At 64.9% G+C, this 22,903-nt stretch carries 18 protein-coding genes; 11 read left to right on the top strand and 7 right to left on the bottom strand.

Annotated elements, in window-relative coordinates; genetic code table 11:
- From QRN22_RS02305 to argE, 6 genes are all read left to right on the top strand, one after another.
- A complete protein-coding gene (locus tag QRN22_RS02305) occupies positions 1 to 1,500 on the top strand; it encodes an aldehyde dehydrogenase family protein (RefSeq protein WP_042554715.1) in 1,500 nt (499 codons plus the stop codon).
- Between the two features lie 379 nt (positions 1,501 to 1,879).
- Positions 1,880 to 3,367 carry a sensor domain-containing diguanylate cyclase gene (locus QRN22_RS02310; RefSeq protein ID WP_197077033.1) on the top strand — a complete coding sequence of 496 codons (1,488 nt, stop codon included), beginning with the start codon at positions 1,880 to 1,882 and terminating at the stop codon, positions 3,365 to 3,367.
- A gap of 174 nt (positions 3,368 to 3,541) precedes the next feature.
- Complete coding sequence (locus tag QRN22_RS02315) at positions 3,542 to 4,843, top strand: flavin-containing monooxygenase (RefSeq protein ID WP_042554712.1); 1,302 nt, start codon at positions 3,542 to 3,544, stop codon at positions 4,841 to 4,843.
- On the top strand, positions 4,843 to 5,268 hold the full coding sequence (locus QRN22_RS02320; protein ID WP_042554711.1) for a RidA family protein: 426 nt from the start codon (positions 4,843 to 4,845) through the stop codon (positions 5,266 to 5,268). The genes QRN22_RS02315 and QRN22_RS02320 overlap by 1 nt, the downstream gene beginning before the upstream one ends.
- Positions 5,269 to 5,278: 10 nt before the next feature.
- Positions 5,279 to 5,956 (top strand): DUF1028 domain-containing protein, encoded by a 678-nt coding sequence (locus QRN22_RS02325; RefSeq protein ID WP_042554710.1) that lies wholly within the window; start codon positions 5,279 to 5,281, stop codon positions 5,954 to 5,956.
- Positions 5,949 to 7,112, top strand: a complete 1,164-nt coding sequence (gene argE, locus QRN22_RS02330; RefSeq protein WP_042554709.1) for an acetylornithine deacetylase — start codon at positions 5,949 to 5,951, stop codon at positions 7,110 to 7,112. Before QRN22_RS02325 ends, argE begins: the two co-directional genes overlap by 8 nt.
- 493 nt (positions 7,113 to 7,605) lie before the next feature.
- Here argE and QRN22_RS02335 read toward each other — a convergent pair whose 3' ends face one another.
- Positions 7,606 to 8,529: a LysR family transcriptional regulator gene (locus tag QRN22_RS02335; protein ID WP_042554708.1), complete on the bottom strand. Its 924-nt coding sequence runs from the start codon at positions 8,527 to 8,529 to the stop codon at positions 7,606 to 7,608.
- A 318-nt stretch (positions 8,530 to 8,847) separates the two neighbouring features.
- Between QRN22_RS02335 and QRN22_RS02340 the strand changes: the two genes are divergently transcribed.
- The gene (locus QRN22_RS02340; RefSeq protein WP_042554707.1) at positions 8,848 to 9,900 is read left to right on the top strand and encodes a gamma-aminobutyric acid-binding protein; all 1,053 of its coding nucleotides are present in this window, start codon (positions 8,848 to 8,850) and stop codon (positions 9,898 to 9,900) included.
- Positions 9,901 to 9,971: 71 nt separating this feature from the next.
- Here QRN22_RS02340 and QRN22_RS02345 read toward each other — a convergent pair whose 3' ends face one another.
- Positions 9,972 to 11,384: an amino acid permease gene (locus QRN22_RS02345; RefSeq protein WP_042554706.1), complete on the bottom strand. Its 1,413-nt coding sequence runs from the start codon at positions 11,382 to 11,384 to the stop codon at positions 9,972 to 9,974.
- A gap of 695 nt (positions 11,385 to 12,079) precedes the next feature.
- A complete protein-coding gene (locus QRN22_RS02350) occupies positions 12,080 to 14,032 on the bottom strand; it encodes a DNA topoisomerase III (RefSeq protein ID WP_042554705.1) in 1,953 nt (650 codons plus the stop codon).
- A 140-nt stretch (positions 14,033 to 14,172) separates the two neighbouring features.
- Here QRN22_RS02350 and QRN22_RS02355 point away from each other — a divergent pair, with 140 nt between their 5' ends.
- The 4 genes from QRN22_RS02355 to QRN22_RS26515 all read left to right on the top strand — a co-directional run bounded on the left by QRN22_RS02355 (position 14,173) and on the right by QRN22_RS26515 (position 19,647).
- On the top strand, positions 14,173 to 14,415 hold the full coding sequence (locus tag QRN22_RS02355) for an exodeoxyribonuclease VII small subunit (protein ID WP_042554704.1): 243 nt from the start codon (positions 14,173 to 14,175) through the stop codon (positions 14,413 to 14,415).
- Positions 14,412 to 15,299 carry a (2E,6E)-farnesyl diphosphate synthase gene (gene ispA, locus QRN22_RS02360; protein ID WP_042554703.1) on the top strand — a complete coding sequence of 296 codons (888 nt, stop codon included), beginning with the start codon at positions 14,412 to 14,414 and terminating at the stop codon, positions 15,297 to 15,299. Before QRN22_RS02355 ends, ispA begins: the two co-directional genes overlap by 4 nt.
- A gap of 125 nt (positions 15,300 to 15,424) precedes the next feature.
- Positions 15,425 to 17,311, top strand: coding sequence for a 1-deoxy-D-xylulose-5-phosphate synthase (gene dxs / locus QRN22_RS02365; protein WP_042554702.1), 1,887 nt, complete (start codon positions 15,425 to 15,427; stop codon positions 17,309 to 17,311).
- 1,619 nt (positions 17,312 to 18,930) lie between these two features.
- A complete protein-coding gene (locus tag QRN22_RS26515) occupies positions 18,931 to 19,647 on the top strand; it encodes a methyl-accepting chemotaxis protein (RefSeq protein ID WP_231570191.1) in 717 nt (238 codons plus the stop codon).
- A 189-nt stretch (positions 19,648 to 19,836) separates the two neighbouring features.
- Here QRN22_RS26515 and QRN22_RS02375 read toward each other — a convergent pair whose 3' ends face one another.
- The 4 genes from QRN22_RS02375 to ribA form a co-directional block, all read right to left on the bottom strand.
- Positions 19,837 to 20,847: an AI-2E family transporter gene (locus QRN22_RS02375; RefSeq protein ID WP_042554700.1), complete on the bottom strand. Its 1,011-nt coding sequence runs from the start codon at positions 20,845 to 20,847 to the stop codon at positions 19,837 to 19,839.
- A gap of 97 nt (positions 20,848 to 20,944) precedes the next feature.
- Positions 20,945 to 21,742, bottom strand: coding sequence for a helical backbone metal receptor (locus QRN22_RS02380; RefSeq protein ID WP_042554699.1), 798 nt, complete (start codon positions 21,740 to 21,742; stop codon positions 20,945 to 20,947).
- The gene (locus QRN22_RS02385) at positions 21,742 to 22,158 is read right to left on the bottom strand and encodes a hypothetical protein (protein WP_042554698.1); all 417 of its coding nucleotides are present in this window, start codon (positions 22,156 to 22,158) and stop codon (positions 21,742 to 21,744) included. Before QRN22_RS02385 ends, QRN22_RS02380 begins: the two co-directional genes overlap by 1 nt.
- Positions 22,155 to 22,772, bottom strand: coding sequence for a GTP cyclohydrolase II (gene ribA, locus QRN22_RS02390; protein WP_042554697.1), 618 nt, complete (start codon positions 22,770 to 22,772; stop codon positions 22,155 to 22,157). Before ribA ends, QRN22_RS02385 begins: the two co-directional genes overlap by 4 nt.
- Positions 22,773 to 22,903: the final 131 nt, after the last annotated feature.

Genomic DNA, 22,903 nt, shown 5'->3' on the forward strand with positions numbered 1-22,903 from the left:
GTGACAACTTCCCAGATCGATACTCTTGCCAGCGTCGAGGCCTTTCTTGCACGAACCCATGCCTCGTTCATCGACGGGCAACAGCGCCAGCCCCGCACCGGCGCGCACCAGGATCTCTTCAATCCGGCCACCAACAGAGTGATCAGCCGCGTACAGCAGGCCGATGCCCATCAGGTGGAGCTCATCGTGCAGAGTGCCCAGCAGGCCTTCAAATCCGGGATATGGAGCGGCCTGGCACCGGCCCAGCGCGAGCGCATTCTGCTGCGCTTCGCCGATCTGGTCGAAGCCCACGGTGAAGAGCTGGCCCAACTGGAAACCCTCAATCAGGGCAAGTCGATCCACCTGGCACGCGCCGTCGAAGTGGGTGCCTCACTCAACTACATGCGATACATGGCGGGTTGGGCGACCAAGATCGAGGGCCAGACTCTGGACGTATCGATTCCGGTCCCCGCCGGGGCGCGCTTCAACGCCTATACACGCCGCGAGGCAGCCGGGGTGATCGCCGGTATCGTGCCGTGGAACTTCCCGCTGATGATCGCCCTGTGGAAGGTCATGCCAGCCCTGGCCTGCGGTAACACCATCATCATCAAGCCCGCCGACGAGACGCCACTGACTGCGCTGCGCCTGGCCGAGCTGGCCATCGAGGCCGGTGTACCGGCAGGTGTGTTCAACGTACTCATTGGCAAGGGTTCGGAGGCCGGAGCGGCACTGGTCGCGCACCCGAAAGTCAACAAGGTGTCGTTCACCGGCTCAACCGCGGTGGGCAAGCAAGTGGGCGTAGCGGCGTTGCACAACATGACCCGCTTCACCCTCGAACTGGGTGGCAAGAACCCCATGCTGGTACTGGCTGACGCCGATATCGACAAGGCTGTAGCCGGTGCCATCGGTGGCGGCCTGCTCAACCAGGGTCAGGTGTGCGCAGCCGCCTCACGCCTGTACGTGCATGCCAGCCGTCACAAGGATTTCGTCGAGGCGCTGACCGCCCAGGTTTCCGCGCTGAAGATCGGCGCTGGCATGGATCCCGACGCGCAGATCAATGCTCTGGTTTCGCGCAAGCAGCAAGATAGCGTGCTGCGCTACCTGGACATCGCCCGCCGGGAAGGTGCGCAGTTCACTACGGGCGGCGGCAAGCCAGACCTGCCGGGTTACTTCGTGCAACCCACGGTACTCAGCAACCTGCAGCAGCACATGACCTCGGTGCAGGAAGAAATCTTCGGACCGGTCCTTTCGGTGCTGCCGTTCGACGATGTCGAGCAGGCACTGGACATGCTCAACGACAGCCGCTATGGCCTCACCGCAAGCATCTGGAGCAATGATCTGGGCCGCGTGATGGATCTGATCCCGCGTATCGAAGCCGGAACGGTGTGGGTCAACAATCACGTACCTGTAGACCCCAACCTGCCCTTCGGCGGCTACAAGCAGTCTGGTATCGGTCGGGAGTTTGGCCGAGCCGCTATCGAAGGTTTCACCGAGACGAAGTCGGTCTGCATCACCTACTGACCCTGACGACGTCGGTAAGGCTCCAGCACTTGCGACAGCTTGTAGCCTTGCCGACCCTCATGAAAAAAATGCTGTTTGTGTCCATCCGCCACTCTCCCCTCGCGCCGCCCGGATCGCAGTATCGCCTGGCCTGCACGACAAGCCACAACGACGCCATCTCACGGAATTCGAGCGCGCACTGCCAGCCTGCAGCCAAGCCATTCATAATTGCCGCATAGCCCTCTATCATTAGGTGAACCAGCGCGTTCATCTAACGCAGCCTATCCCGCCGAGTCCGCCAATGGCGCAGGGCGATACGAGCAACACTGCCTAAGCCGGGCCTGCACACTCGATGAGTCAGACTTCGAAAATCGGTCACCTCAGGCGCCTGGTCGCGCTCATGACCCTCGTGGTGGGCGTTGCCTTTCTGGCGCTGACCTACCTGCAGGTCGAATGGGACAAGCGCGAGGCGCTGAAGCAGCATGTCGACGATATGCAGAACCTGTCGACGGCGCTTACCCGGCAGGCCGAGTCGACGATCCGCGATGCGCACACGGTGCTGATCGGCATCAAGCGCAAGCTGGAGATTACCGGCTACAACGCGCAGAACCTGCATGAGGTGCTGGAGGTATCCCGCGCGCAGCTAGGGGTGCTGCGTGATGTCGAAGGCTTTACCGTGATTGGTACGGATGGCCGGGCACTGATCACCACGATCCCCGAACCCAACGCGAACTACAGCGCCGCCGACCGGGACTACTTCGCCCTGCATCGCGTGAACGCGAACCATGGCCTGTTCATTGGCGCGCCCATTCGCAGCCGCATGACCGGTGAATGGGTCATTTCGCTGTCGCTGCGCCTCAACGATGCCGGCGGCGAGTTTCGCGGCGTGGTGCTGGCGACACTGGTGATCGAGCGCTTCGTGGATTTCTATCAGACCATCGACCTGGGTAGCGAAGGGGTGATCGGCCTGGTCAAACGCGACGGCACCATCCTCGCCCGGTCGCAGATGGCGCCCGAGAACTATGCGGTCAACGTCTCGAAGAGCCCGGTGCTGCGCATGATCAACGACGATGGCGTGACGCGCGGCAGCATGGTGCTGACGGCGATCCTCGATGGCGTTCGGCGCATCTATGGCTTCGACTCCAGCGCCGAGTACCCGATTGTGGTGGCTGCGGCGGTGTCCGAAGAGCAGGCGATAGAGGCCTGGAAAAACCGCGCCCGGCAGACGTGGTTGCTGAGCGGCATCGTGTTGCTGCTATTCGTGTCGCTGGCCTGGCTGATCTGGCGTGCGCTGATGCGTCAGGGCCAGATGGAGGCGAGCCTGAAGGGCATGCACCGGGAGCTGGCGGAGGCCAACCAGGCGCTGGAGATCATCGCCGGTGAAGACGCCCTCACGGGCCTGGCCACACGGCGCCGGTTGGATGAAGCGCTGCAGGCGGCGTTCAGCTCGGCGGCGGCCCAGGGGCAGTGGCTGTCCTTCGTGCTGGTCGATGTGGATTACTTCAAACGCTTCAACGATCAGTACGGCCACCCGGCCGGTGACGAGGCGCTACGGCAGGTGGCGGCGGTGCTCAAGCGCCACGCCAAGCGCAGCGCGGATACCACCGCACGCTATGGCGGCGAGGAACTGGCGCTGATCCTGCCGGGCGCGGAAAGCGCGCCGGCACTGGCCGTGGCCGAGCGCATCCGCGCCGATGTCGAGGCGCTGGCGATTGCCAACGAGGGCTCGCCCTACGCCACGCTGACCCTGAGCATCGGCGTCGTCTCCTGCGTGCCGGGGCGGGATTTGCCGACGCCAGCGGCCCTGGTCGCCGCTGCCGATGTGGCCCTGTATGCCGCCAAGGGCGCTGGCCGCAACCGGGTGATGTCCGGCGCCGCCCCTGCCTGATGCCGCCCCGTGCGGCGGTGCCCAGCTTTTTGCTGGTCAACGACTACAAAAACGCTAATTTCGCTATCCCCTGCCTCTGAACACAATGGCCTCAATGCACGAGCGGCTTGCGCGAAGTGCCCCAAGGCCAGCCTTGGCCGAAAGGCACCCGGCCTCCTTCAGAGGAACATAGAGATGACTGTCGAGAAGATCGAAATAGACACCCTGGTGGTTGGCGCGGGCCAGGCCGGTGTGGCGATGAGCGAGCACCTGAGCAAGCTGGGCGTACCGCATCTGGTGCTGGAGCGCGACCGCATCGCCGAACGCTGGCGCACCATGCGCTGGGATTCGCTGGTGGCCAACGGGCCGGCTTGGCATGACCGCTTTCCCGGCCTGGAATTCGACCTCGACGAGGATGCCTTTCCCGCCAAGGAGCAGGTAGCCGCCTACTTCGAAGCCTATGCGCGCACCTTCAACGCGCCGATTCGCACCGGCGTGGAGGTGAAGAAGGTCCGCCGCAATGCCAATCGCCCCGGTTTCACCGTCGAAACCTCACAGGGGGTGATCGAGGCCAACCGCGTGGTCGCTGCCACCGGGCCGTTCCAGCGCCCGGTTATCCCGGCCATCGCCCCTCAGGACGAGCGTCTGACGCAGATCCACTCCGCCGAATACCGCAATCCTCAGCAGTTGCCCGCCGGTGCGGTACTGGTGGTGGGCGCGGGCTCCTCGGGCACGCAGATCGCCGATGAGCTGATGCAGGCCGGGCGCCAGGTGTACCTGTCGGTCGGCGCCCATGATCGCCCGCCGCGCAGCTATCGCGACCGGGATTTCTGCTGGTGGCTGGGCGTGCTCGGCGAATGGGATCAGGAAACCCCGAAGGCCGGCCGCGAGCACGTGACCATCGCCGTCAGCGGCGCCGGCGGCGGCAAGACCATCGACTTCCGCCGCCTGGCCCATGAAGGCATGACGCTGGTCGGCCTGACCCGCTCGTTCGAAAACGGCGTGGTGCAGTTTGCCGACGACCTGGTCGATAACGTCCGCCGCGGCGACGAGAACTACCTGGCGCTGCTCGATGCGGCGGATGCTTACATCGCCCGCAATGGCCTGGATCTGCCGGAGGAACCAGAGGCACGCGTAATCCCTGCAGATCCAGCCTGCATGACCGAGCCGCTGCGCGAACTGGACCTGATCGCAGCCGGCGTGACGTCGATCATCTGGGCCACCGGCTTCGCCACCGACTTCAGCTGGCTGGAGGCCGACACCTTCGACGCCAACGGCAAGCCGCAGCATCAGCGCGGCGTGTCTCGCGAGCCGGGCATCTATTTCCTCGGTTTGCCATGGCTGTCGCGCCGGGGCTCGTCGTTCATCTGGGGCGTGTGGCACGACGCCAAGCACGTCGCCGATCACATCGCCACACAACGCAAGTACACCGCCTATCGCGATGCCGCGCAGCGCCAGGCAGACGCCCCCATCACCCGCCTGCAGGGAGTCAACTGATGCCCACTCATACCCGTATCCGCATGTTCAACACCAAGGACACCTACCCCAACCAGTCCCTGGACAATGACCTCTGCCAGGCCGTGCGCGCCGGTAACACGGTGTACGTGCGCGGCCAGGTCGGCACCGACTTCGACGGCAACCTGGTCGGCCTTGGCGACCCGCAGGCGCAGACCGAACAGGCGATGAAGAACCTCAAGCAACTGCTCGAAGAAGCCGGCAGCGACCTCTCGCACATCGTCAAGACCACCACTTACCTGATCGACCCGCGCTACCGCGAACCGGTGTACAAGGAAGTCGGCAAATGGCTGAAGGGGGTGTTCCCGATCTCCACCGGCCTGGTGGTGTCGGCCCTCGGTCAGCCGCAGTGGCTGATGGAAATCGACGTGATCGCCGTGATCCCGGACGACTGGCAAGCCAAATGAGGAGGCAGGCATGACCTTTTCCATCGTCGGGCGCTGCCCGGAAACCGGGCAACTGGGCATCGCCATCAGCTCGTCGAGCATTGCCGTAGGGGCGCGCTGCCCCTGGCTGCGTGCCGGCGTAGGGGCGGTGGCCACCCAGAACGTCACCCTGCCCGCCCTCGGCCCGCAGATTCTCGACCTGCTGGAACAGCAGACGCTGGAGCCGAACGACGCTCTGCAGCGCGCACTGAGCGCCAATGGCTGGAGCCAGTATCGCCAGGTGACGGTGATCGACAGCCACGGTCGCACCGCGCTGTTCAGCGGCAAGGAAGCGCTGGGGCTGTACAACGCGGTGGCCGGTGAGCAGTGCGTGGCGGCGGGTAATCTGCTGTCGGGCGAAGCGGTGATCCAGGCCATGGTCGAGGCATTCGAGAATGCCAGCGGGCAACTGGCTGACCGCCTGCTCGCGGCCATGCATGGGGCGATGGCCGCTGGCGGCGAAGCCGGCCCGGTGCACTCGGCCGCGCTCAAGGTGGTGGGCGATCTGGTCTGGCCGATCATCGACCTGCGGGTCGACTGGGCCGACGATGACCCCATCGGTCAGCTGGATGGCTTGTGGCAGGCTTACCGGCCGCAGATGCAGGATTACCTGACCCGCGCCCTCGACCCGACGGCCGCGCCAAGCTACGGAGTACCGGGTGATGAATGAGCCCAGCAGCCGCGCCCTGCTCGAGCGGCTGATCGGCTTCGCCACGGTCAGCCGTGATTCCAACCTGCAGTTGATCGCATTCATCCGCGATTACCTGGCAGGGTTCGGCGTCGACAGCGAGCTGTTCCACAATGCCGAAGGCACCAAGGCCAACCTGTTCGCCACCATCGGCCCGCCGGATCGTGGCGGCGTGGTGCTGTCCGGCCACACCGATGTGGTGCCGGTGGATGGCCAGGCCTGGACCCTCGACCCGTTCCAGTTGACCGAGCGGGACGGGCGCTTGTACGGCCGTGGTGCGGCGGACATGAAAGGCTTTATCGCCTGCGTACTCGCAGCGGTGCCAGGGTTCCTGCAACGCCCGCTGCAGGTGCCGGTGCACCTGGCGTTTTCCTACGACGAGGAAGTCGGCTGCCTCGGCGTGCGTTCCATGCTCGCCGAGCTGGAAAAACGCCCGCACAAACCGACCCTGTGCCTGATCGGCGAACCCACCGAACTCAAGCCCGTGCTCGGCCACAAGGGCAAGCTGGCGATGCGCTGTGAAGTGCATGGCGCCGCCTGCCATTCGGCGTACGCGCCCTACGGCGTGAATGCCATCGAGTACGCGGCGCGGCTGATCGGCCACCTGGGAGACATCGGCGCGCGCCTGGCCCAGCCCGAGCACCACGATGCGCGCTTCGACCCGCCCTTCTCCACCGTGCAGACCGGCCTGATCAAGGGCGGCCGCGCGCTGAACATCGTGCCAGCAGAATGCGAGTTCGATTTCGAGGTGCGCGCCTTGCCGGGCTTCGACGCGCAGAGTGTGGCGGATGAACTGCAGAATTACGCCGCCCAGCAACTGCTGCCGAAGATGCAGGCGGTGAGCGCCGCCAGCGACATCCGCCTGCAAGCGCTGAGCGCCTACCCCGGCCTTGCCACACCGCCCGACAGCGAGGCCGCGCGCCTGCTGACGAGGATCTGCGGGTCGAGTGATTTCGGCACCGTGGCCTTCGGCACCGAAGGCGGCCTGTTCGACGGCGCCGGCATCCCCACCGTGGTCTGCGGCCCCGGCAGCATGGACCAGGGCCACAAGCCCGACGAGTTCGTCAGCGTGGAACAGCTCCAGGGGTGTGATGCGATGCTCTCGAGACTGGCGGATTACCTGCGCGAGCCGCTGTGATTCCCGGTTGTTCGATGGGGCACAGAAGAGAGCGTAGCGTAGGGTGGACGACGCCTTACCCGTCCCGATTAGCCCGCTCTCACAGTGGCGTAGGGTGGGCTTCAGCCCACCAGAATCCCGCGAGTCAGCGCGAACCCAACCCCGCAACGGTGGGCTAAAGCGCCACCCTACGAGCGAATCGCGGGTAACCGACGCCTCACCCATCCACCGTGCACCAACCACGATTGGCCCTTTTATGTGGGAGCGCGCCATGCGCGCGAAATCGCGGGCATGGCCCGCTCCCACAGAGGAGAGAGTGACTTCGTGGCGTAGGGTGGGCTTCAGCCCACCAGAATCCGGCGAGTCAGCGCGACCCCAACCCCGCAACGGTGGGCTGAAGCACCACCCTACGAGCGAATCGCAGGGTAGCCGACGCCTCACCCATCCACCGTGCATCAACCACGATTGGCCTGCTCCCACAGTGGCGAGGGCCAATATCCGCGTTTACCCGGCTCTACAGCCCGGCACTCTCGCTAAGCTGGCTCAACCGCTCCCGGCAGAAGTCGACGAACAGTTGCGCCGGTTTGGTGAGCTGGCCGCGTTTCAGGCGTGCTGCCACCAGGCCTGAGGTGGCGACGGGTTCGGTGATGTCCACGGTGACCACGCGCTTGCCGTCGTAGGTGCATTCCGAATGCGGGCGGGTGACCAGCAGCGAGAAGCCGAAGCCCTGCCCCACCATGCCGCGCACCATTTCGATCGACGGTGAGCTGAAGACGATATTGGGGGTCAGCCCCAGCTCGTGGAACAGGCTGACGAAATAGGTACGGCTCGGCTGCACGTCGAGCAGGATCATCGGTTCCAGGCACAGATCGCGCAGCGATACCTGGGCCTGGCCGGCGAAACGGTGGTGCTCGGGCAACAGCACGTAGGGCTTCTGCGGCGGCATCAACGGCTCGGTGGCGATGGTGCCATCGAGGTCGTGCTCATACAGAAAGGCCAGGTCGAAGGAGCCGGCGGTCAGGCCCTGCACCAGCTCCTGCTGCTCGCCATCACGGATGCGGATGTCCACCCCCGGATAGCGCTCGCGAAAGCCGGCAATCAGTTGGGGCAGGTAGAGCGGCGCCACGGTTTCGAAGCAGCCGATATCGATCTGCCCGGCGACGATGTCGTTGTCGGCCAGGGCGTTCTGCTCGAACTCCCGCGCCATGCGCAGCAGTTGCTGGGCCTTCTCGTAGAAGCGCGCGCCGCTGGGCGTGAGCGATACACCCTGGGCGTGATGGCGGATGAACAGTTGCACACCGAAGCTTTCTTCGAGGCCCTTGATCGCCGTGGAGATGGATGGCTGGGCGATGTACAGCTGCCGCGAGGCCTCGGCCACGCTGCCTGCTTCCACCGTGGTGACGAAGTACTTGAGTTGCCTGAGGGTGTAGGAAGCCACGTGTCGATCTCACCGCCATTACTCCCTGCACCTTACCCCAGTAATGCGCCGCTACGGGGCGAAGGCTTGCAAAGTTTTTTCGTATGTCTCGAGCATATTTTTAATAATTTTCCTCCTCGCCGGACTGACGCACCATGTCCCTCACTCGAACACCCCACGGGTCGCCACGACGGCCCGAACGGATTGCCGTTCACGCTCCCCACGGAGCGGACGCCCATAACAACAGAGATTCCCTGACGCGTGGTACGACGCGCAGGTTCGCCGATTCGGCCATTACTGCCTCAGACCTACAACGTAAAAAACAGCGAGGGAGTTTCCATGTTCAAGCACTTGCGTCCATGCATCCGGGCCGCCATCGGCCTGTCCATTCTGGCCGGGGCCAGCACCTCGGCCCTGGCCGAATCCAGCCTGACGGTGATTTCCTTCGGTGGCGCCACCAAGGTCGCGCAGACCGCCGCCTACTTCAAACCCTTCGAGCAGAGCGGTGCCGGCCAGGTAATCGCTGGCGAATACAACGGCGAACTGTCCAAGGTCAAAGCCATGGTCGACGTCGGTCAGGTGACCTGGGACGTGGTCGAACTGGAAAGCCCGGAGCTGCAACGCGGCTGCGAAGAGGGCCTGTTCGAGCGCCTGGATCCGACCATTCTTGGCGACACCAGCCAGTACATTCCGGGCACCGTCAGTGAGTGCGGCGTGGCCACCTATGTGTGGTCGATGGTGATGGCCTACAACGGCGACAAGCTGAAAACCGCGCCGGCATCCTGGGCCGACTTCTGGGATCTGCAGAAATTTCCTGGCAAGCGTGGCCTGCGCAAAAGCGCCAAGTACACCCTGGAAGCGGCCTTGCTGGCCGATGGCGTAAGCCGCGACGAGCTCTACAAGGTGCTGGGCACGCCCGAAGGCGTCGACCGCGCCTTCAAGAAACTGGACACCATCAAATCCTCCATCCAGTGGTGGGAAGCCGGCGCCCAGCCGCCGCAATGGCTGCTGGCCGGTGATGTGGCCATGTCCGCCGCCTATAACGGCCGCATCGGCGTGGCTCAAAAGGAAGGCGCCAACCTGAAGATTTCCTGGAACGGCAGCCTGTACGACCCGGAGCACTGGGCCATCGTCAAAGGCAGCCCGAACAAGGCACTGGCCGAGCGTTTCATCAAGTTCGCCAGCCAGGCGGACACGCAAAAGGTGTTCTCCAGCCAGATTCCATACGGCCCGGTACACAAGCAGACCCTGCCGCAACTGCCCGCCGATGTGCAGGCGCAGTTGCCAACCGCCGAAGCCAACATGGCCGGCGCCCAACTGGTGAACGCCGAGTTCTGGATCGACCACGGCGAAGAACTCGAAGAGCGCTTCAATGGCTGGGCGGCGCGCTGATCGGCCAGCAGCAGAAATGAAAAAGGGGCGCCCTCTCACGAGTGCGCCCCTTTTCGCTCATGCCGACGTGGTCAGCGTGCCAGTTTCTTCGCCGCGCGCAGGTGGACCATGACGCCCAGCGCCACGACCACGGCTGCAGCCGCGCCGGTGGAGATGACCAGTACCTGATACTCCTCGACGAAGGCCATGGTCACCAGGCAGCCGACGATGAACAGGATCACCAGGTAGGTCAGCCAGGGGAACAGCCACATTTTCAGGCGGATGTCCTTGCCTTCGGCTTCCAGCTTGCGGCGCATCTTGAGCTGCGAGAAGGCGATCACCAGGTAGACCAGCAGGGCGATCATGCCGGTGGTGTTCATCAGGGTGTCGAGCACGTCCTTAGGGCGCAGGGTTTCGCTGAAGTTGATCAGCGCCACGAAGATGGCCACCGAGCAGGAGGCGATGATCGCGAATACCGGTACGCCGGTCCCCGAACGGGTGATCTTCAGGAACCGCGGTGCATCCCCCCGGGTGGACAGCGAGAACAGCATGCGCGAAGCGGTGTAGTGCGCCGAGATCATGCAGCTGCTCACCGAGGTCAGCACCACGAAATTCATCACCAGCTCGGCATACGGGATGCCCAACAGCTCCAGGGTGCGGCGATAGGAGCCGTAGCCCGATTGCGCCATCAGCGGGTCGTTCCATGGCACCAGGCAGACGATCAGGAAGATCGAGCCGATGTAGAACAGGCACACGCGCCAGACCACCGAGTTGGTCGCCTTGACGATCTGCGTCGACGGGTCCTTGGCCTCCGAAGCGGCGATGGTGACGATTTCCGCACCGAGGAAGGCGAACATCACCCCGAGGATGGCTACCACCACGGCTTCGATACCGTTGGGCATGAAGCCCTGGGCCGTCAGGTTGCTGAAACCACGCACCTCCCCGGTCGGCCACAGGCTGAGCACGGCCATGCTGCACACGACCAGGAAGCAGATGATCGCCACCACCTTGATCAGCGCGAACCAGAACTCGAACTCCCCGTAGTGCTTGACGTTGAAGAAGTTGATGCTGATCAGCAGCAGCGTGGTGGCCAGCACGAAGACGTTGACGCTGACTTCGGGGAACCAGCCATGCAGGATGGTGCCCGCCACGTAGGCCTCCCAGGCCATGAGGATCACCCAGAACCACCAGTACAGCCAGCCGATGGTGAAACCGGCCCAGCGGCCGATGGCGCGCTCGGCGTAGGTGGAGAAGGAGCCGGTGTCCGGCGAGGAGGTCGCCATTTCACCGAGCATGCGCATGATCAGCACCACCAGAATGCCACCGGCCAGATAGGCCAGTACGGCAGCTGGGCCAGCGCTGTGAATCACGCTGCCGGAGCCGACGAACAGTGCGCCGCCGATGACACCGGCGATCGACATCATGGTGAGGTGCCGGGGCTTCAATGATGCACTGAGCTTGCTCTCGTGCTCCTGCTTTGCCTTGTCGGCTGATACCGCATCCATAGAAGGACTACCTCTTGTTGATTTTGCTGGAAACAGTGAAGCCGGGCCGCTGTGCACGACGGCCATGCGGCGCGCCAGCAGGCTTCACTGTGTGATCGCTGTCCATGTGAGCGTTTCCGGATCCGGCGAACCGGTCTCGGGCAACAGTTCCTTGCCGAAATCCATCCGGTTCAATCAGAGAAAGGCCCCGTCACCACCGTGACCGCCGAGCCATCTACCGCAGCGGTGCTGCCTGAAAAAGCGCCGGCACACCGAGCTGAATGTTCGTTTTACTCTACATACCGGTGCAAACCACCGGCGCCTGGCCAATGCTTTCGCCGTCGATCACGGCTCCGAAAGGCCCCCTGAAACCCTTTAAAACAAGCCGCAGACGGGCATTCCGGCACGAGCGAACAAGCAAATGAAACCCGTTCGTTAAATTCAACGCGCCGGATGGTAACGGAAAATTTCTATTTGGGAATACTCCACGTATGCAACGGGCGGATGGGCGGCACCGGGGGAATGCTGACCGAAAGATTAGGAATCTGTGGCGGAGAGCCAGCAAAACGGCGGCTGAGCCATAAGCGCGTAGGAGCCCCGACCCGGGGCGAAGGGTGGCCGTACCGCAATATCAGATCGTTCCCACGCGCCGCGTGGTAACGCCTGCGGGGACGCTTCGCGTCCCTTGCGAGTGCATCAGGTGAACAGCATTCGGCCTACTTCGGCTTGGCCTTTGCCGTACCCGTGCCGGCCCGTTTGGCAGGTGCACCTTTACGCGCGGCGGTCTTGCGCTTGTTCTTCCAAGGGGCACCGCGACCTTTGCTGGGCGCAGGACCGCTGATGTTCAGCTGCAGGCCAAGGCAGCGCTCGATCTGCTTGCCCATCCAGGTCGACTGCTTGGTGACGAACTCTTCCAGCGGCATCTCGCCGCTCTGCACCATGTCCAGCGCCTGCTCCCAGATGGCCGTGGTGCCAGGGTCGGCGATAGCCCGCGGCACTGCGTCGATCAGGCCAAAGGCCGCCGAGGTGGCGGCCAGGGTCTTGCCCTGCTTGATCAGGTAGCCGCGGTCGAGCAGCCCCTGGATGATGCCGGCGCGGGTGGCTTCGGTGCCGATGCCGGTGGTGTCCTTGAGTTTCTGCTTGAGGCGTGGGTCTTCGACCAGCCGTGCCACGTTCTTCATGGCCTGGATCAGGTCACCCTCGGTGAATGGCTTGGGCGGCTGGGTGTGCAGGTCCTTCAGCGACACCTCGCGCACCGCGCACTGCTGTCCTTCGCGCAGAGCCGGCAGTGCCTGGGGCGTCGGCGCTTCGCGCCCCTTGGCTGGCGCCAGGGCTTCGGGCAGCGCGCGTTTCCAGCCGGGCTCGACGATCTGCTTGCCGACCGCGCGCAGAGCGTGCCCGGCACAGTCGAAATCGGCCTGGGTGCGGTCGTATTCATGGTTGGGCAGAAACTGCGCCAGGTAGCGGGCGCGAATCAGCTCGTAGACGGCACGCGGGCGACCGCTCAAGCGCGCCAGCCCTGCAGCGGCCAGGGTCGGAATGATGCCGTGGTGCGCGCTGACCTTGGCATCGTTCCAGGCCCGTGAACGGCGTTGTGCCTGGGTATGCGCCAGCACCTCACGCAAGCCCGGATCCGCCTGCCCCAGGGCGGCCAGAATGGCTGGCGCCTCGGCGTGCTGGCTCAGCGGCAGATAGCCGCAGTCGCTACGTGGGTAGGTGATCAGCTTGTCGGTCTCATAGAGCTTCTGGGCGATATCCAGGGTTTCCTGAGCGCCGAGGCCGAGCTTCTTCGAGCAGACCTGCTGCAGCGTGCCGAGGTCGAAGAGCAGTGGCGGCGCTTCGCGCATGCGCTCGGTCTTCAGTTGCTGCAACAGCGCCTGCTCGGCGCCCTGAATATCCGCGGCGGCGCGCTGCGCGACCTCCTGGCGCAGGCAGCGCCCCTGCTCGTCACACTGCGTTTCAGGGGCACGCCATTGGGCGGTGAAGGACGTGCCGTTGCCGTCGAGCAGTACATCGATCGCCCAGAATGGAAGGGGGACGAAAGCGGCGATGCTGCGGTCGCGATCCACCACAAGGCGCAGGGTTGGTGTCTGCACGCGACCGACCGGCAGCACGCCCTGATAGCCGGATTTGCGCCCCAGCAGGGTGAACAGGCGGCTCATGTTCATGCCGATCAGCCAGTCGGCCCTGGAGCGGCCAAGCGCCGACTGATAAAGGTTGTAGGTACTGGCGCCAGGCCTGAGCGCAGCCAGCGCCTTGCGAATCGACGCATCATCCAGGGCCGATAACCACAGGCGCTGGATCGGCCCGCGGTAGCGACAATGGTCAAGCAACTCGCGGGCGATCATCTCGCCCTCACGGTCCGCGTCGGTGGCGATCACCAGTTCGGCGGCCTCGCCAAGCAGCCGCTTGACCGCCTTGAACTGCGCGGCGGTCTTGGGTTTGACGCGCATCTTCCACTGCTGCGGCACGATGGGCAGATCGTCCAGCACCCAGCGCTTGTAGCGCGCGTCGTAGGCATCCGGCGGCGCGGTTTCCAGAAGGTGGCCGATGCACCAGGTCACCGTCACCCCATTGCCCAGCCAGCAGCCGTCGCCCCGCCGCGTGGCACCGAGCACACTGGCGATATCCTTGGCTTGAGAGGGCTTTTCGCAGAGAAACAGACGCATGGGCACGGCTACAAAAGTGGCTAACAGCCGACACGATACTGTATATCGATACAGCCACGCTACGCCGTAGTCGATTGCCCGCGAACCGGGGCTCTGCTAGTGTCCCGCCGAACCGCGAACCCCGCCTGAGAATTCCCGCCATGGCCCGTAAGAAAGCCGCGCTCGATTTCGAGCAATCCCTGACCGACCTGCAAACCATCGTCGAACGCCTGGAAAACGGCGAACTTTCGCTGGAGGAGTCGCTGAGCGCCTTCGAGCAAGGTATCAGCCTGACCCGCGACTGCCAGGCCTCGCTGACTCAGGCCGAGCAGAAAGTACAGATTCTTCTTGAGCGCGATGGCGAACTGGAAGCGGCGCCGTTCGAAACGGACGAACCGTTATGATCGCCAGCTACCAGGCCCGCTGCCAGAAGCAGGTCGACGCCGCCCTGGAGCCGCTGTTCACGGCACCGCGTGTCGAGCTCGAACGCCTGTATGCCGCCATGCGCTATAGCGTGTTCAACGGTGGCAAACGCGTTCGCCCGCTGCTCGCCTACGCCGCTTGCGAAGCACTCGGTGGCACGGCGCAGCAAGCCGACGGCGCAGCCTGCGCGGTGGAGCTGATCCACGCGTATTCCCTGGTGCATGACGACTTGCCGGCCATGGACGACGATGACTTGCGTCGCGGCCAGCCGACCACGCACAAGGCCTTCGACGAGGCCACGGCGATCCTCGCGGGCGATGGCCTGCAGAGCCTGGCTTTCGCCGTGCTCGCCAACGAAAAACGCAACCCGCACGATGCGCAAATCCGCCTGAGCATGTTCAGTGCACTGGCCGACGCGGCCGGGCCAGCGGGCATGGTCGGCGGCCAGGCCATCGATCTCGGTTCGGTGGGGCAACAATTGCAGCAGCCGGCGCTGGAAGTGATGCATCGCCACAAGACCGGTGCGCTGATCGAAGCCAGCGTGCGCCTCGGCGCCCTGGCCAGTGGCCGCGCCGACGAGCGCGCCCTGGCGGCGCTGAGCACCTACGCCCGGGCCATCGGCCTGGCCTTTCAGGTGCAGGACGATATCCTCGACGTGGAGAGCGATACCGCCACGCTGGGCAAGACCCAGGGCAAGGATCAGGCGAACGACAAACCCACCTACCCGGCCCTGCTGGGCCTGGAAGCGGCGAAAAGTTATGCCCTCGAGTTGCGCGATCAGGCCCTGCATGCGTTGCGTCCGTTCGACAGTGCCGCCGAGCCGCTGCGTGAACTGGCACGTTACATCGTAGAAAGGCGCAACTGAACGCACGGCCTCGCTGTCTCATTCAACACGACTGCTGCGGCGATCCGCACCATGCCCATCTTGGGCACGGCCAGCCGCATCAGGTAGACTGCCCCATTCTTTGAATTCTTATAACGACTCGCCTGATGCCGACGACTTTCCACGAGATTCCCCGCGAACGCCCGCTGACGCCGCTGCTCGACCGCGCCAATACGCCGGATGAATTGCGCCGCCTTGGCGAGGCCGAGCTGGAGACCCTGGCGGACGAACTGCGCCAGTACCTGCTCTACACGGTCGGCCAGACCGGCGGGCATTTCGGCGCCGGCCTCGGGGTGATCGAGCTGACCATCGCCCTGCACTACGTCTTCGACACGCCGGACGACCGCCTGGTGTGGGACGTGGGCCACCAGGCCTACCCGCACAAGATCCTCACCGGGCGCCGCGAGCGCATGGGCAGCCTGCGCCAGAAGGACGGCATCGCCGCTTTCCCGCGCCGCTCCGAGAGCGAGTACGACACCTTTGGCGTCGGCCACTCCAGCACCTCGATCAGCGCCGCACTGGGCATGGCCATCGCCGCCCAGCGCCAGGGCAGCAAGCGCAAGTCGGTCGCGGTGATCGGTGACGGCGCGCTGACTGCCGGCATGGCGTTCGAAGCGCTCAACCACGCGGCTGACGTCAAGGCCAACATGCTCGTCGTGCTCAACGACAACGACATGTCGATCTCCAAGAATGTCGGCGGCCTGTCCAATTACCTGGCCAAGATCCTCTCCAGCCGTACCTACGCCAACATGCGCGAAGGCAGCAAGAAAGTGCTGTCCAAGTTGCCCGGCGCCTGGGAAATCGCCCGCAAGACCGAAGAGCACGCCAAGGGCATGCTGGTCTCCGGCACGCTGTTCGAAGAGCTGGGCTGGAACTACATCGGCCCCATCGATGGCCATGACCTGCCGACCCTGCTGGCCACCCTGCGCAACATGCGCGATCTGGAGGGCTTGCAGTTCCTTCATGTGGTGACCAAGAAGGGCAAGGGTTTCGCCCCTGCCGAGGTCGACCCGATCATCTACCACGCGATCACCAAGCTGGAGCCGATCAACGCGCCAGCCAAGGTTAAAAAACCGTCCGGGCCGAAGTACTCCAGCGTCTTCGGCCAGTGGCTGTGCGACATGGCGGCCAGCGACGAGCGCCTGATGGCGATCACCCCGGCCATGAAGGAAGGCTCCGACCTGGTGGCGTTCAGCGAACGCCACGGGGATCGCTACTTCGACGTGGCCATCGCCGAGCAACACGCGGTGACCCTCGCCGCCGGCATGGCCTGTGAAGGCGCCAAGCCGGTGGTGGCGATCTACTCGACGTTCCTGCAGCGCGCCTACGACCAACTGATCCATGATGTCGCGGTGCAGAACCTCGACGTGCTGTTCGCCATCGACCGCGCCGGCCTGGTCGGCGAAGACGGCCCCACCCACGCGGGCAGCTTCGACCTCTCCTACCTGCGCTGCATCCCCGGCATGCTGATCATGACGCCGAGCGACGAGAACGAGCTGCACCACATGCTGACGACCGGCTACCAGTTCGCAGGCCCGGCCGCGGTGCGCTACCCCCGTGGCAGCGGCCCGAACGCGACGATCGACCGTTCACTGAGCGCCTTGCCGATCGGCAAGGGCGTGATTCGTCGCCAGGGCAGCGGCGTCGCCCTGCTGGTGTTCGGCGTGCAACTGGCCGAGGCACTGCGCGTCGGCGATACGCTGAATGCCACGGTGGTCGACATGCGCTTCGTCAAACCACTGGACGAAGCACTGATCAGCGAACTGGCCGCCAGCCACGAGCTGCTGGTGAGCGTCGAGGAAAACAGCGTGATGGGCGGCGCAGGCAGTGCGGTCAGCGAGTTCCTCGCGGGTAGCGGCGCTCTGACGCCGATGCTGCACCTGGGCCTGCCCGACAGCTATGTGGAGCACGCCCGCCCCGACCAGATGCTCGCCGAGTGCGGCCTGGACGAAGCCGGGATTGAAGCGGCCATACGAGCACGCCTGGCACGCTGACGCGCCCCCGACCGGCCTATATCGTCGGCCCATATATTGCAGTAATCTCGAGTTGGGATTGAGCATGTGTGGACCGCCAATAGCGGCCGGGAGCTCGTATGCAGTTGCGTAGCCATAAAATGGATTTCAAGGGCCGCGAGCGTCGCTGGCTGCCCTGGTTCGGCAAGGCAGGGAAGCTGGCCATGCGCTGGTCATGGCTACTCAACGCTGCTCAGGCCGAGCGGGTGGAGAAGACCTTTTCCGGCCTGGCGCTGACCCGCGTCGACCTGCTCACCAACTGGGCACGCCAGCACTGGCAGGAGCTCGAACTGCTGAGCGCTGCACTCACCCAGGGCTGGCCGAGCTTGCCGGATGCCGCGCTGCAGCGCGCGCGGGCGCACATGCCGGAAGTGTCCGAGCTGTTCGTGGTCGACACCGCCGGACGCATACTCACCTCGACACACGCGCCGCGTCAGGGCCAGCGTCACGATAGCGCGGCGCTGGCCGCCGGGCTCGAGGGGCAGTTTCTGCTTGGCCCCTATATCGATGAGCTGACCCAGCAACTGGGGCCGACCACGTCGAAATTCCATGATGCCGTCACGCTGCTGTTTCACCAGCCACTCAGCCACGGCGGCCAGGTGGTCGGCTGCCTGTGCGCGCGGATTCCCAACGATGTGATGAGCGATCTGATTCAGCGCGAGGCGGGCCACGTCTACCGCGACTCCGGCGACAACTACCTGTTCATGGTGCAGAGCACCCATGACCCGAAGATCAGCCCGGGGACCGCCCTGTCGCGCTCACGCTTCGAGGATGGCGCCTTCACCGGTGGCGAGAACCTCAAACAGGGCGTGCGCACGCCCTTCGGCACCGTCAGGGTGCAGAAGCACACCGAATTCGAGTTGCGCTTCACCGCGCCAGCGAGCGGCGAACTGCACCCCGGCGTGCGTGAAACCATTCGCCATGGCAGCAATCTGTTCGTGCTCTACCCGGGCTACCCCGATTACCGCCATGTGCCGGTGATCGGCGCCGGCCTGACGCTGCGCCTGCCCGGTTCACCGGATACCTGGGGCATGATGTGCGAGGGCGATCTGGAGGAGGTTTACCGTCAGCGAAGCCTGAGCTATTCGCTGTCCAGCCAGTTGCTCGGCGGCCTGTTCCTGTTGGGCGGTCTGCAATGGGCGCTGGAACGGCATCTGCCAGGGCACGCAGCGCCGCTGACCTTCGCGGCAGCCGGCGTGCTGCTGTTCGCGTTCTGGGCGTTCAGCCTGCGCCGCCGCACCCGCACGCTGCAGTCGCTTTCGGACTTCTTCCTGGATACCGCGGAATGTGGCGCACCGCTGAGCAACCGGCTGGCGCTGGAGCGTTTTTCCAGTGACGAGGCAGGGGCGCTGGCCGGCTGGGTGAACAGTTTCGTCGACAAGATGGATCACACCATGCAGGGCATCGTCACGGCCGGCAGCGCCCTGCAGCAGACCTCGACAGGGCTGTCCCGAACCTCCGCCAACGCCAGCCTGTGCGCGGCCCAGGGCCAGGCGGCGGCGGTATCCACAGCGCGCGCGATGCTCGACGTCAACCACAGCATCGGCGAGGCCACTCAACATATCGTCGACAGCGAAAGCGCCTCGCGCCAGGCGCTGGCCATGACCCGCAAAGGTGGTGCGGCCGTGCAACAGAACGCCGAGGACGTCGCGCAACTGGCCAGCCGCATCGAACAGTCGAGCCAGGCCCTCGAGGCCCTGAGCCAGAAGACCGAGCAAATCCAGCACATCACCGAAGCGATCCGCAGCATTGCCGAGCAGACCAACCTGCTTGCCCTCAATGCCGCCATCGAGGCGGCCCGGGCAGGCGACAGCGGACGTGGCTTCGCGGTGGTTGCCGACGAAGTGCGCAACCTGGCCAGGCGGACCGCCCAGGCCACCGCAGAGATCGCCACCACCCTAGGCAGCGTGCGCCAGCAGACGCTCGATACTCAGGCCGCCATGCAGAGCTGCCAGGAAGCGGCGCAACGCAGCGTGACGCGCTCGAGCGAGGCCACGGATGCACTCGAACGCATTCAGCAGGAGGTGGCTGGCATGCAGGGGCGCCTCGACCAGATCAGCCAGGCCATGAAATCGCAACTCAATCAGGTGCAGGCCGTCAACGGACAGGCTCAGGCAATCACCGGAGCCGCAGAGCGCAGCAGCCAGAGCGCCGACGAAACCCTGCAGGCGGCACAGTCACTGGCGCAGCTGGTGCTCGACCTGCACAAGACCGCCAGCCGCCTCAGTCGTCAGGAAAGCCTCGGCAGCAATGCCTCCCACGGCGCGTCGAGCCTCGGCCAGGCCGGTGCGGTTGCGCTCAACGCGATTGCGCATTAGCGCTCTGGCTATCGAGCTAACTCACGAATCGCAGATTCGCCCGCAAGCGGGCTCCTACAACGTCATGCGAACAGTGGACGTGCCGGCTAATCGTTTCGAGAGGTCGCAGCCTGGGCTGTGCGAAGCGATACCCGGGGTGCTATCTCCCGATATCTCCAAGCTCGAGCCGGGGCACCATCGACGGGCCAATCAGACCCAGCCCTGAGCCTTGAGCTCGCTCTTCAGGTAGGCGTAGTAGACCGGCGCGGCGACCAGACCGGCGATGCCGAATGCGGCTTCGAACACCAGCATGACCAGCAGCAGTTCCCAGGCACGCGCCTTGATCTGGCCACCGACGATGCGGGCATTGAGGAAGTATTCGACCTTGTGGATGACGATCAGGTAGGCCAGTGCCCCCAGGGCCACCCAGATCGACAGCGACAGGCCGACCACGAAGATCGCCGCATTGGAGATCAGGTTGCCGACCACCGGCAGCAGACCGGCCACGAAGGTGATGAGGATCAGCGTCTTGGTCAGCGGCAGGTGCACGTCGAACAGCGGCAGCACGCCCATCAGGAAAATGCCGGTGAAGGTGGTGTTGAGCAGGGAGATCTTGATCTGCGCGAACACCACGTTGCGGAACGCATCGACGAAATGCCCCACACGGGTCAGCAACGCCCCGGCCAGCGGCCTCAGTTGACCGGGCTCGGGCACGTTCTGCAGGGCGATCACCGCACCCAGGATCATGCCGATCAGGACGGTGACGAACATGTGCACCGCGCCCTTGCCGAGCAGTTGCAGTTCGCTGATGTGCCCGCGCAGCCAGTCGTGCAGCGCGATGCGGATATCGTCGACGTTGGCCGGCAGATACGCCACCAGCGCTTCCGGCAACTGGTCACGGGCCCGGTCGATCACTCCGAGCAACTTGCCCATCAGCCGCCCCGGGTTGTTCAGCTCGTGCATCACCAGAGAAAAACCACCGGCGAACACCATGCCGAGCACGCCGATCACCAGCACGCTGAGCAGGCCCACCGCCAGCAGCCGTCCGAGATGCCCGGCGAACAGCCGCTGCATATGGCGAGCCAGACGGTTGACCAGTTCGAACACCAGCAGACCGGCCAGCAGGCTCGGCAGCAGTTTCAACGGGAAGACCAGCAGTAGCGCGGCGCCAACGATCAATGCGCTGGCGGGGGAAAACCAGGGGGAGACAGGGGCTTTCATAACATCTGCAACAAACAGGAAGGCATCCAATCTGCCAGTTGCCGGCGCGCTTTACCAGCGTCATCGCTTGCCGGCGAGCGCTGCGCTGTGACGGCCATCACCGAGTGGGGGCCAGCAGCTCGCAGAGCCTGGCCGTGGCGTCGAGCATCTGGAAACTGGGGCGCTCCAGGCCTTTGTCCGGCAACACCAGCAATTGCTCGCGCTGCACGGCCGAGAGCTGCGGCCAGCGCTGCCAGGCCTGCAGTTGCCTGCGGTCGCCGGCGATGATCAACGCCGGGTCGCGCTGCAATACGGCCTCGACGCTCACCTGCGGGGCCGGCAGTTGCAGATCGGCAAACACGTTGCGCGCACCACAGGCCTGCAGCGCATCGCTGATGATCTGCCCGCCCCCGAGGGTATACAGCGGCGCATCCCACACCTGATAGAACACTGACACGGGGCGCTCACGCCGGTAGCGCTCTCGCAGCTCGGCGAGCCCGGCGACGAAGCGTTGATGCAGACGCTGCCCCTGCTCCGCCCGCCCCAGGCGCTCGCCGATCTGCACGAACTGCCGAGCCAGTTCGTCCAGCGAATGAGGCTCGAGCACCAGCATGGGGATGCCGAAGGTCTTCAGTTGCGCGCGCTGCGCGGCGCTGACACTGCCTGGCCACAACAGCAGCAGATCGGGTTGCAGGGCCAGCAGGGTTTCCAGTTCGAGTTGGCCATAGCGCCCCACGGAAGGCAGATGCTCCAGTGCTGCAGGGCGCTCGCCGCCGTCGAGCACGCCGACCAACAGGTCGGCGGAGTCCAGCTCGAGGACGATTTCACTCAGCGAGGGCGCCAGGCTGACCACGCGCTCGGCAGCCGACAGCGGCGCCATCTGCAGCACCAGCAGCGCCAACCAGAGACGTAGCATCAGCCCAGTTGCCGGGGGATTCGATAGAGGTAGAGCAGCACCACGCTGGCCAGCGCCAACAATACCAGCGGCACGGCCTCCAGCCCTGCGAATACCGCGAGGGCGGCGATCCAGGCCGGCAGCCCGGCGCCCAGAAAAGCGGCACGACGGCGCTCGGCCAGGGTCAGCCAGGCCGCGGGCTCGTCGGGCGTGTCCAGCGCCTTGGCGGCAGCGAACAGCGCGCGCTTGTAGCCACCGAACAGCGGCAGGCTGACGAACAGCGAAGCCAATCCCGCGACGAACAGCGGCATGGCCAGCACGCCAGGTTGGCGGCCCGCGCCGAAAACCAGATTGATCAGTAACAGCGGAGCCAGGGTCAGTGCCAGTTGCCGCCACCAGAGCAGGGCCAACCGGCGTTTGACCGCGGCACGGGTCAAGGCCGCTCGACCTCACCCTGGTGCAGCTTGCCGAGCATATGCCCGAGCTTGCCGGCCTTGGTGGCCAGATATTTGCTGTTGTGCGGGTTCTGGCCCAGTTGCAGCGGCACGCGATTGGCCACTGGAATGCCCATGTCGCCCAGCGCCTTGACCTTGCGCGGGTTGTTGGTCATCAGCTTGAGCGAGGAGATCTTCAGGTGCTGCAGCATCGGCAGGCAGATCGCGTAGTCGCGCATGTCCGCGCCGAACCCCAGACGCTCGTTGGCTTCGACGGTATCGGCGCCGGCGTCCTGCAGCTCGTAAGCACGGATCTTGTTGAGCAGCCCGATCCCGCGGCCTTCCTGGCGCAGGTAGAGCAACACGCCGCGGCCCTCTTCGGAGATGGCGCGCAGCGCACCTTCCAGCTGGAAGCCGCAATCACAGCGCAGGCTGAACAACGCATCGCCGGTCAGGCACTCGGAATGCAGGCGCCCCAGCACCGGATCGCCATCGGCCACATCGCCGAAGGTCAGAGCGACATGCTCCTTGCCGGTGGCCTCTTCGAGAAAGCCATGCATGGTGAACACGCCGAACGGGGTCGGCAGTTGGGAGGCGGCGACGAACACGACAGGCACCGGATGCTCCTGGTATCGGAAAGGATGCGGATTTGCGAGGGGTGATAGTGTAACAGCAGCACCTACGGGACCGTCAGCCGAATTATCAGCGCGGCTCCTTGCACGGATCGCCTCCCTTCGAAGGCGCCCAA

It is taken from the genome of Pseudomonas sp. MEJ086 (genome assembly GCF_030209025.1).
Taxonomy (GTDB): Bacteria; Pseudomonadota; Gammaproteobacteria; order Pseudomonadales; family Pseudomonadaceae; genus Aquipseudomonas; species Aquipseudomonas fulva_A.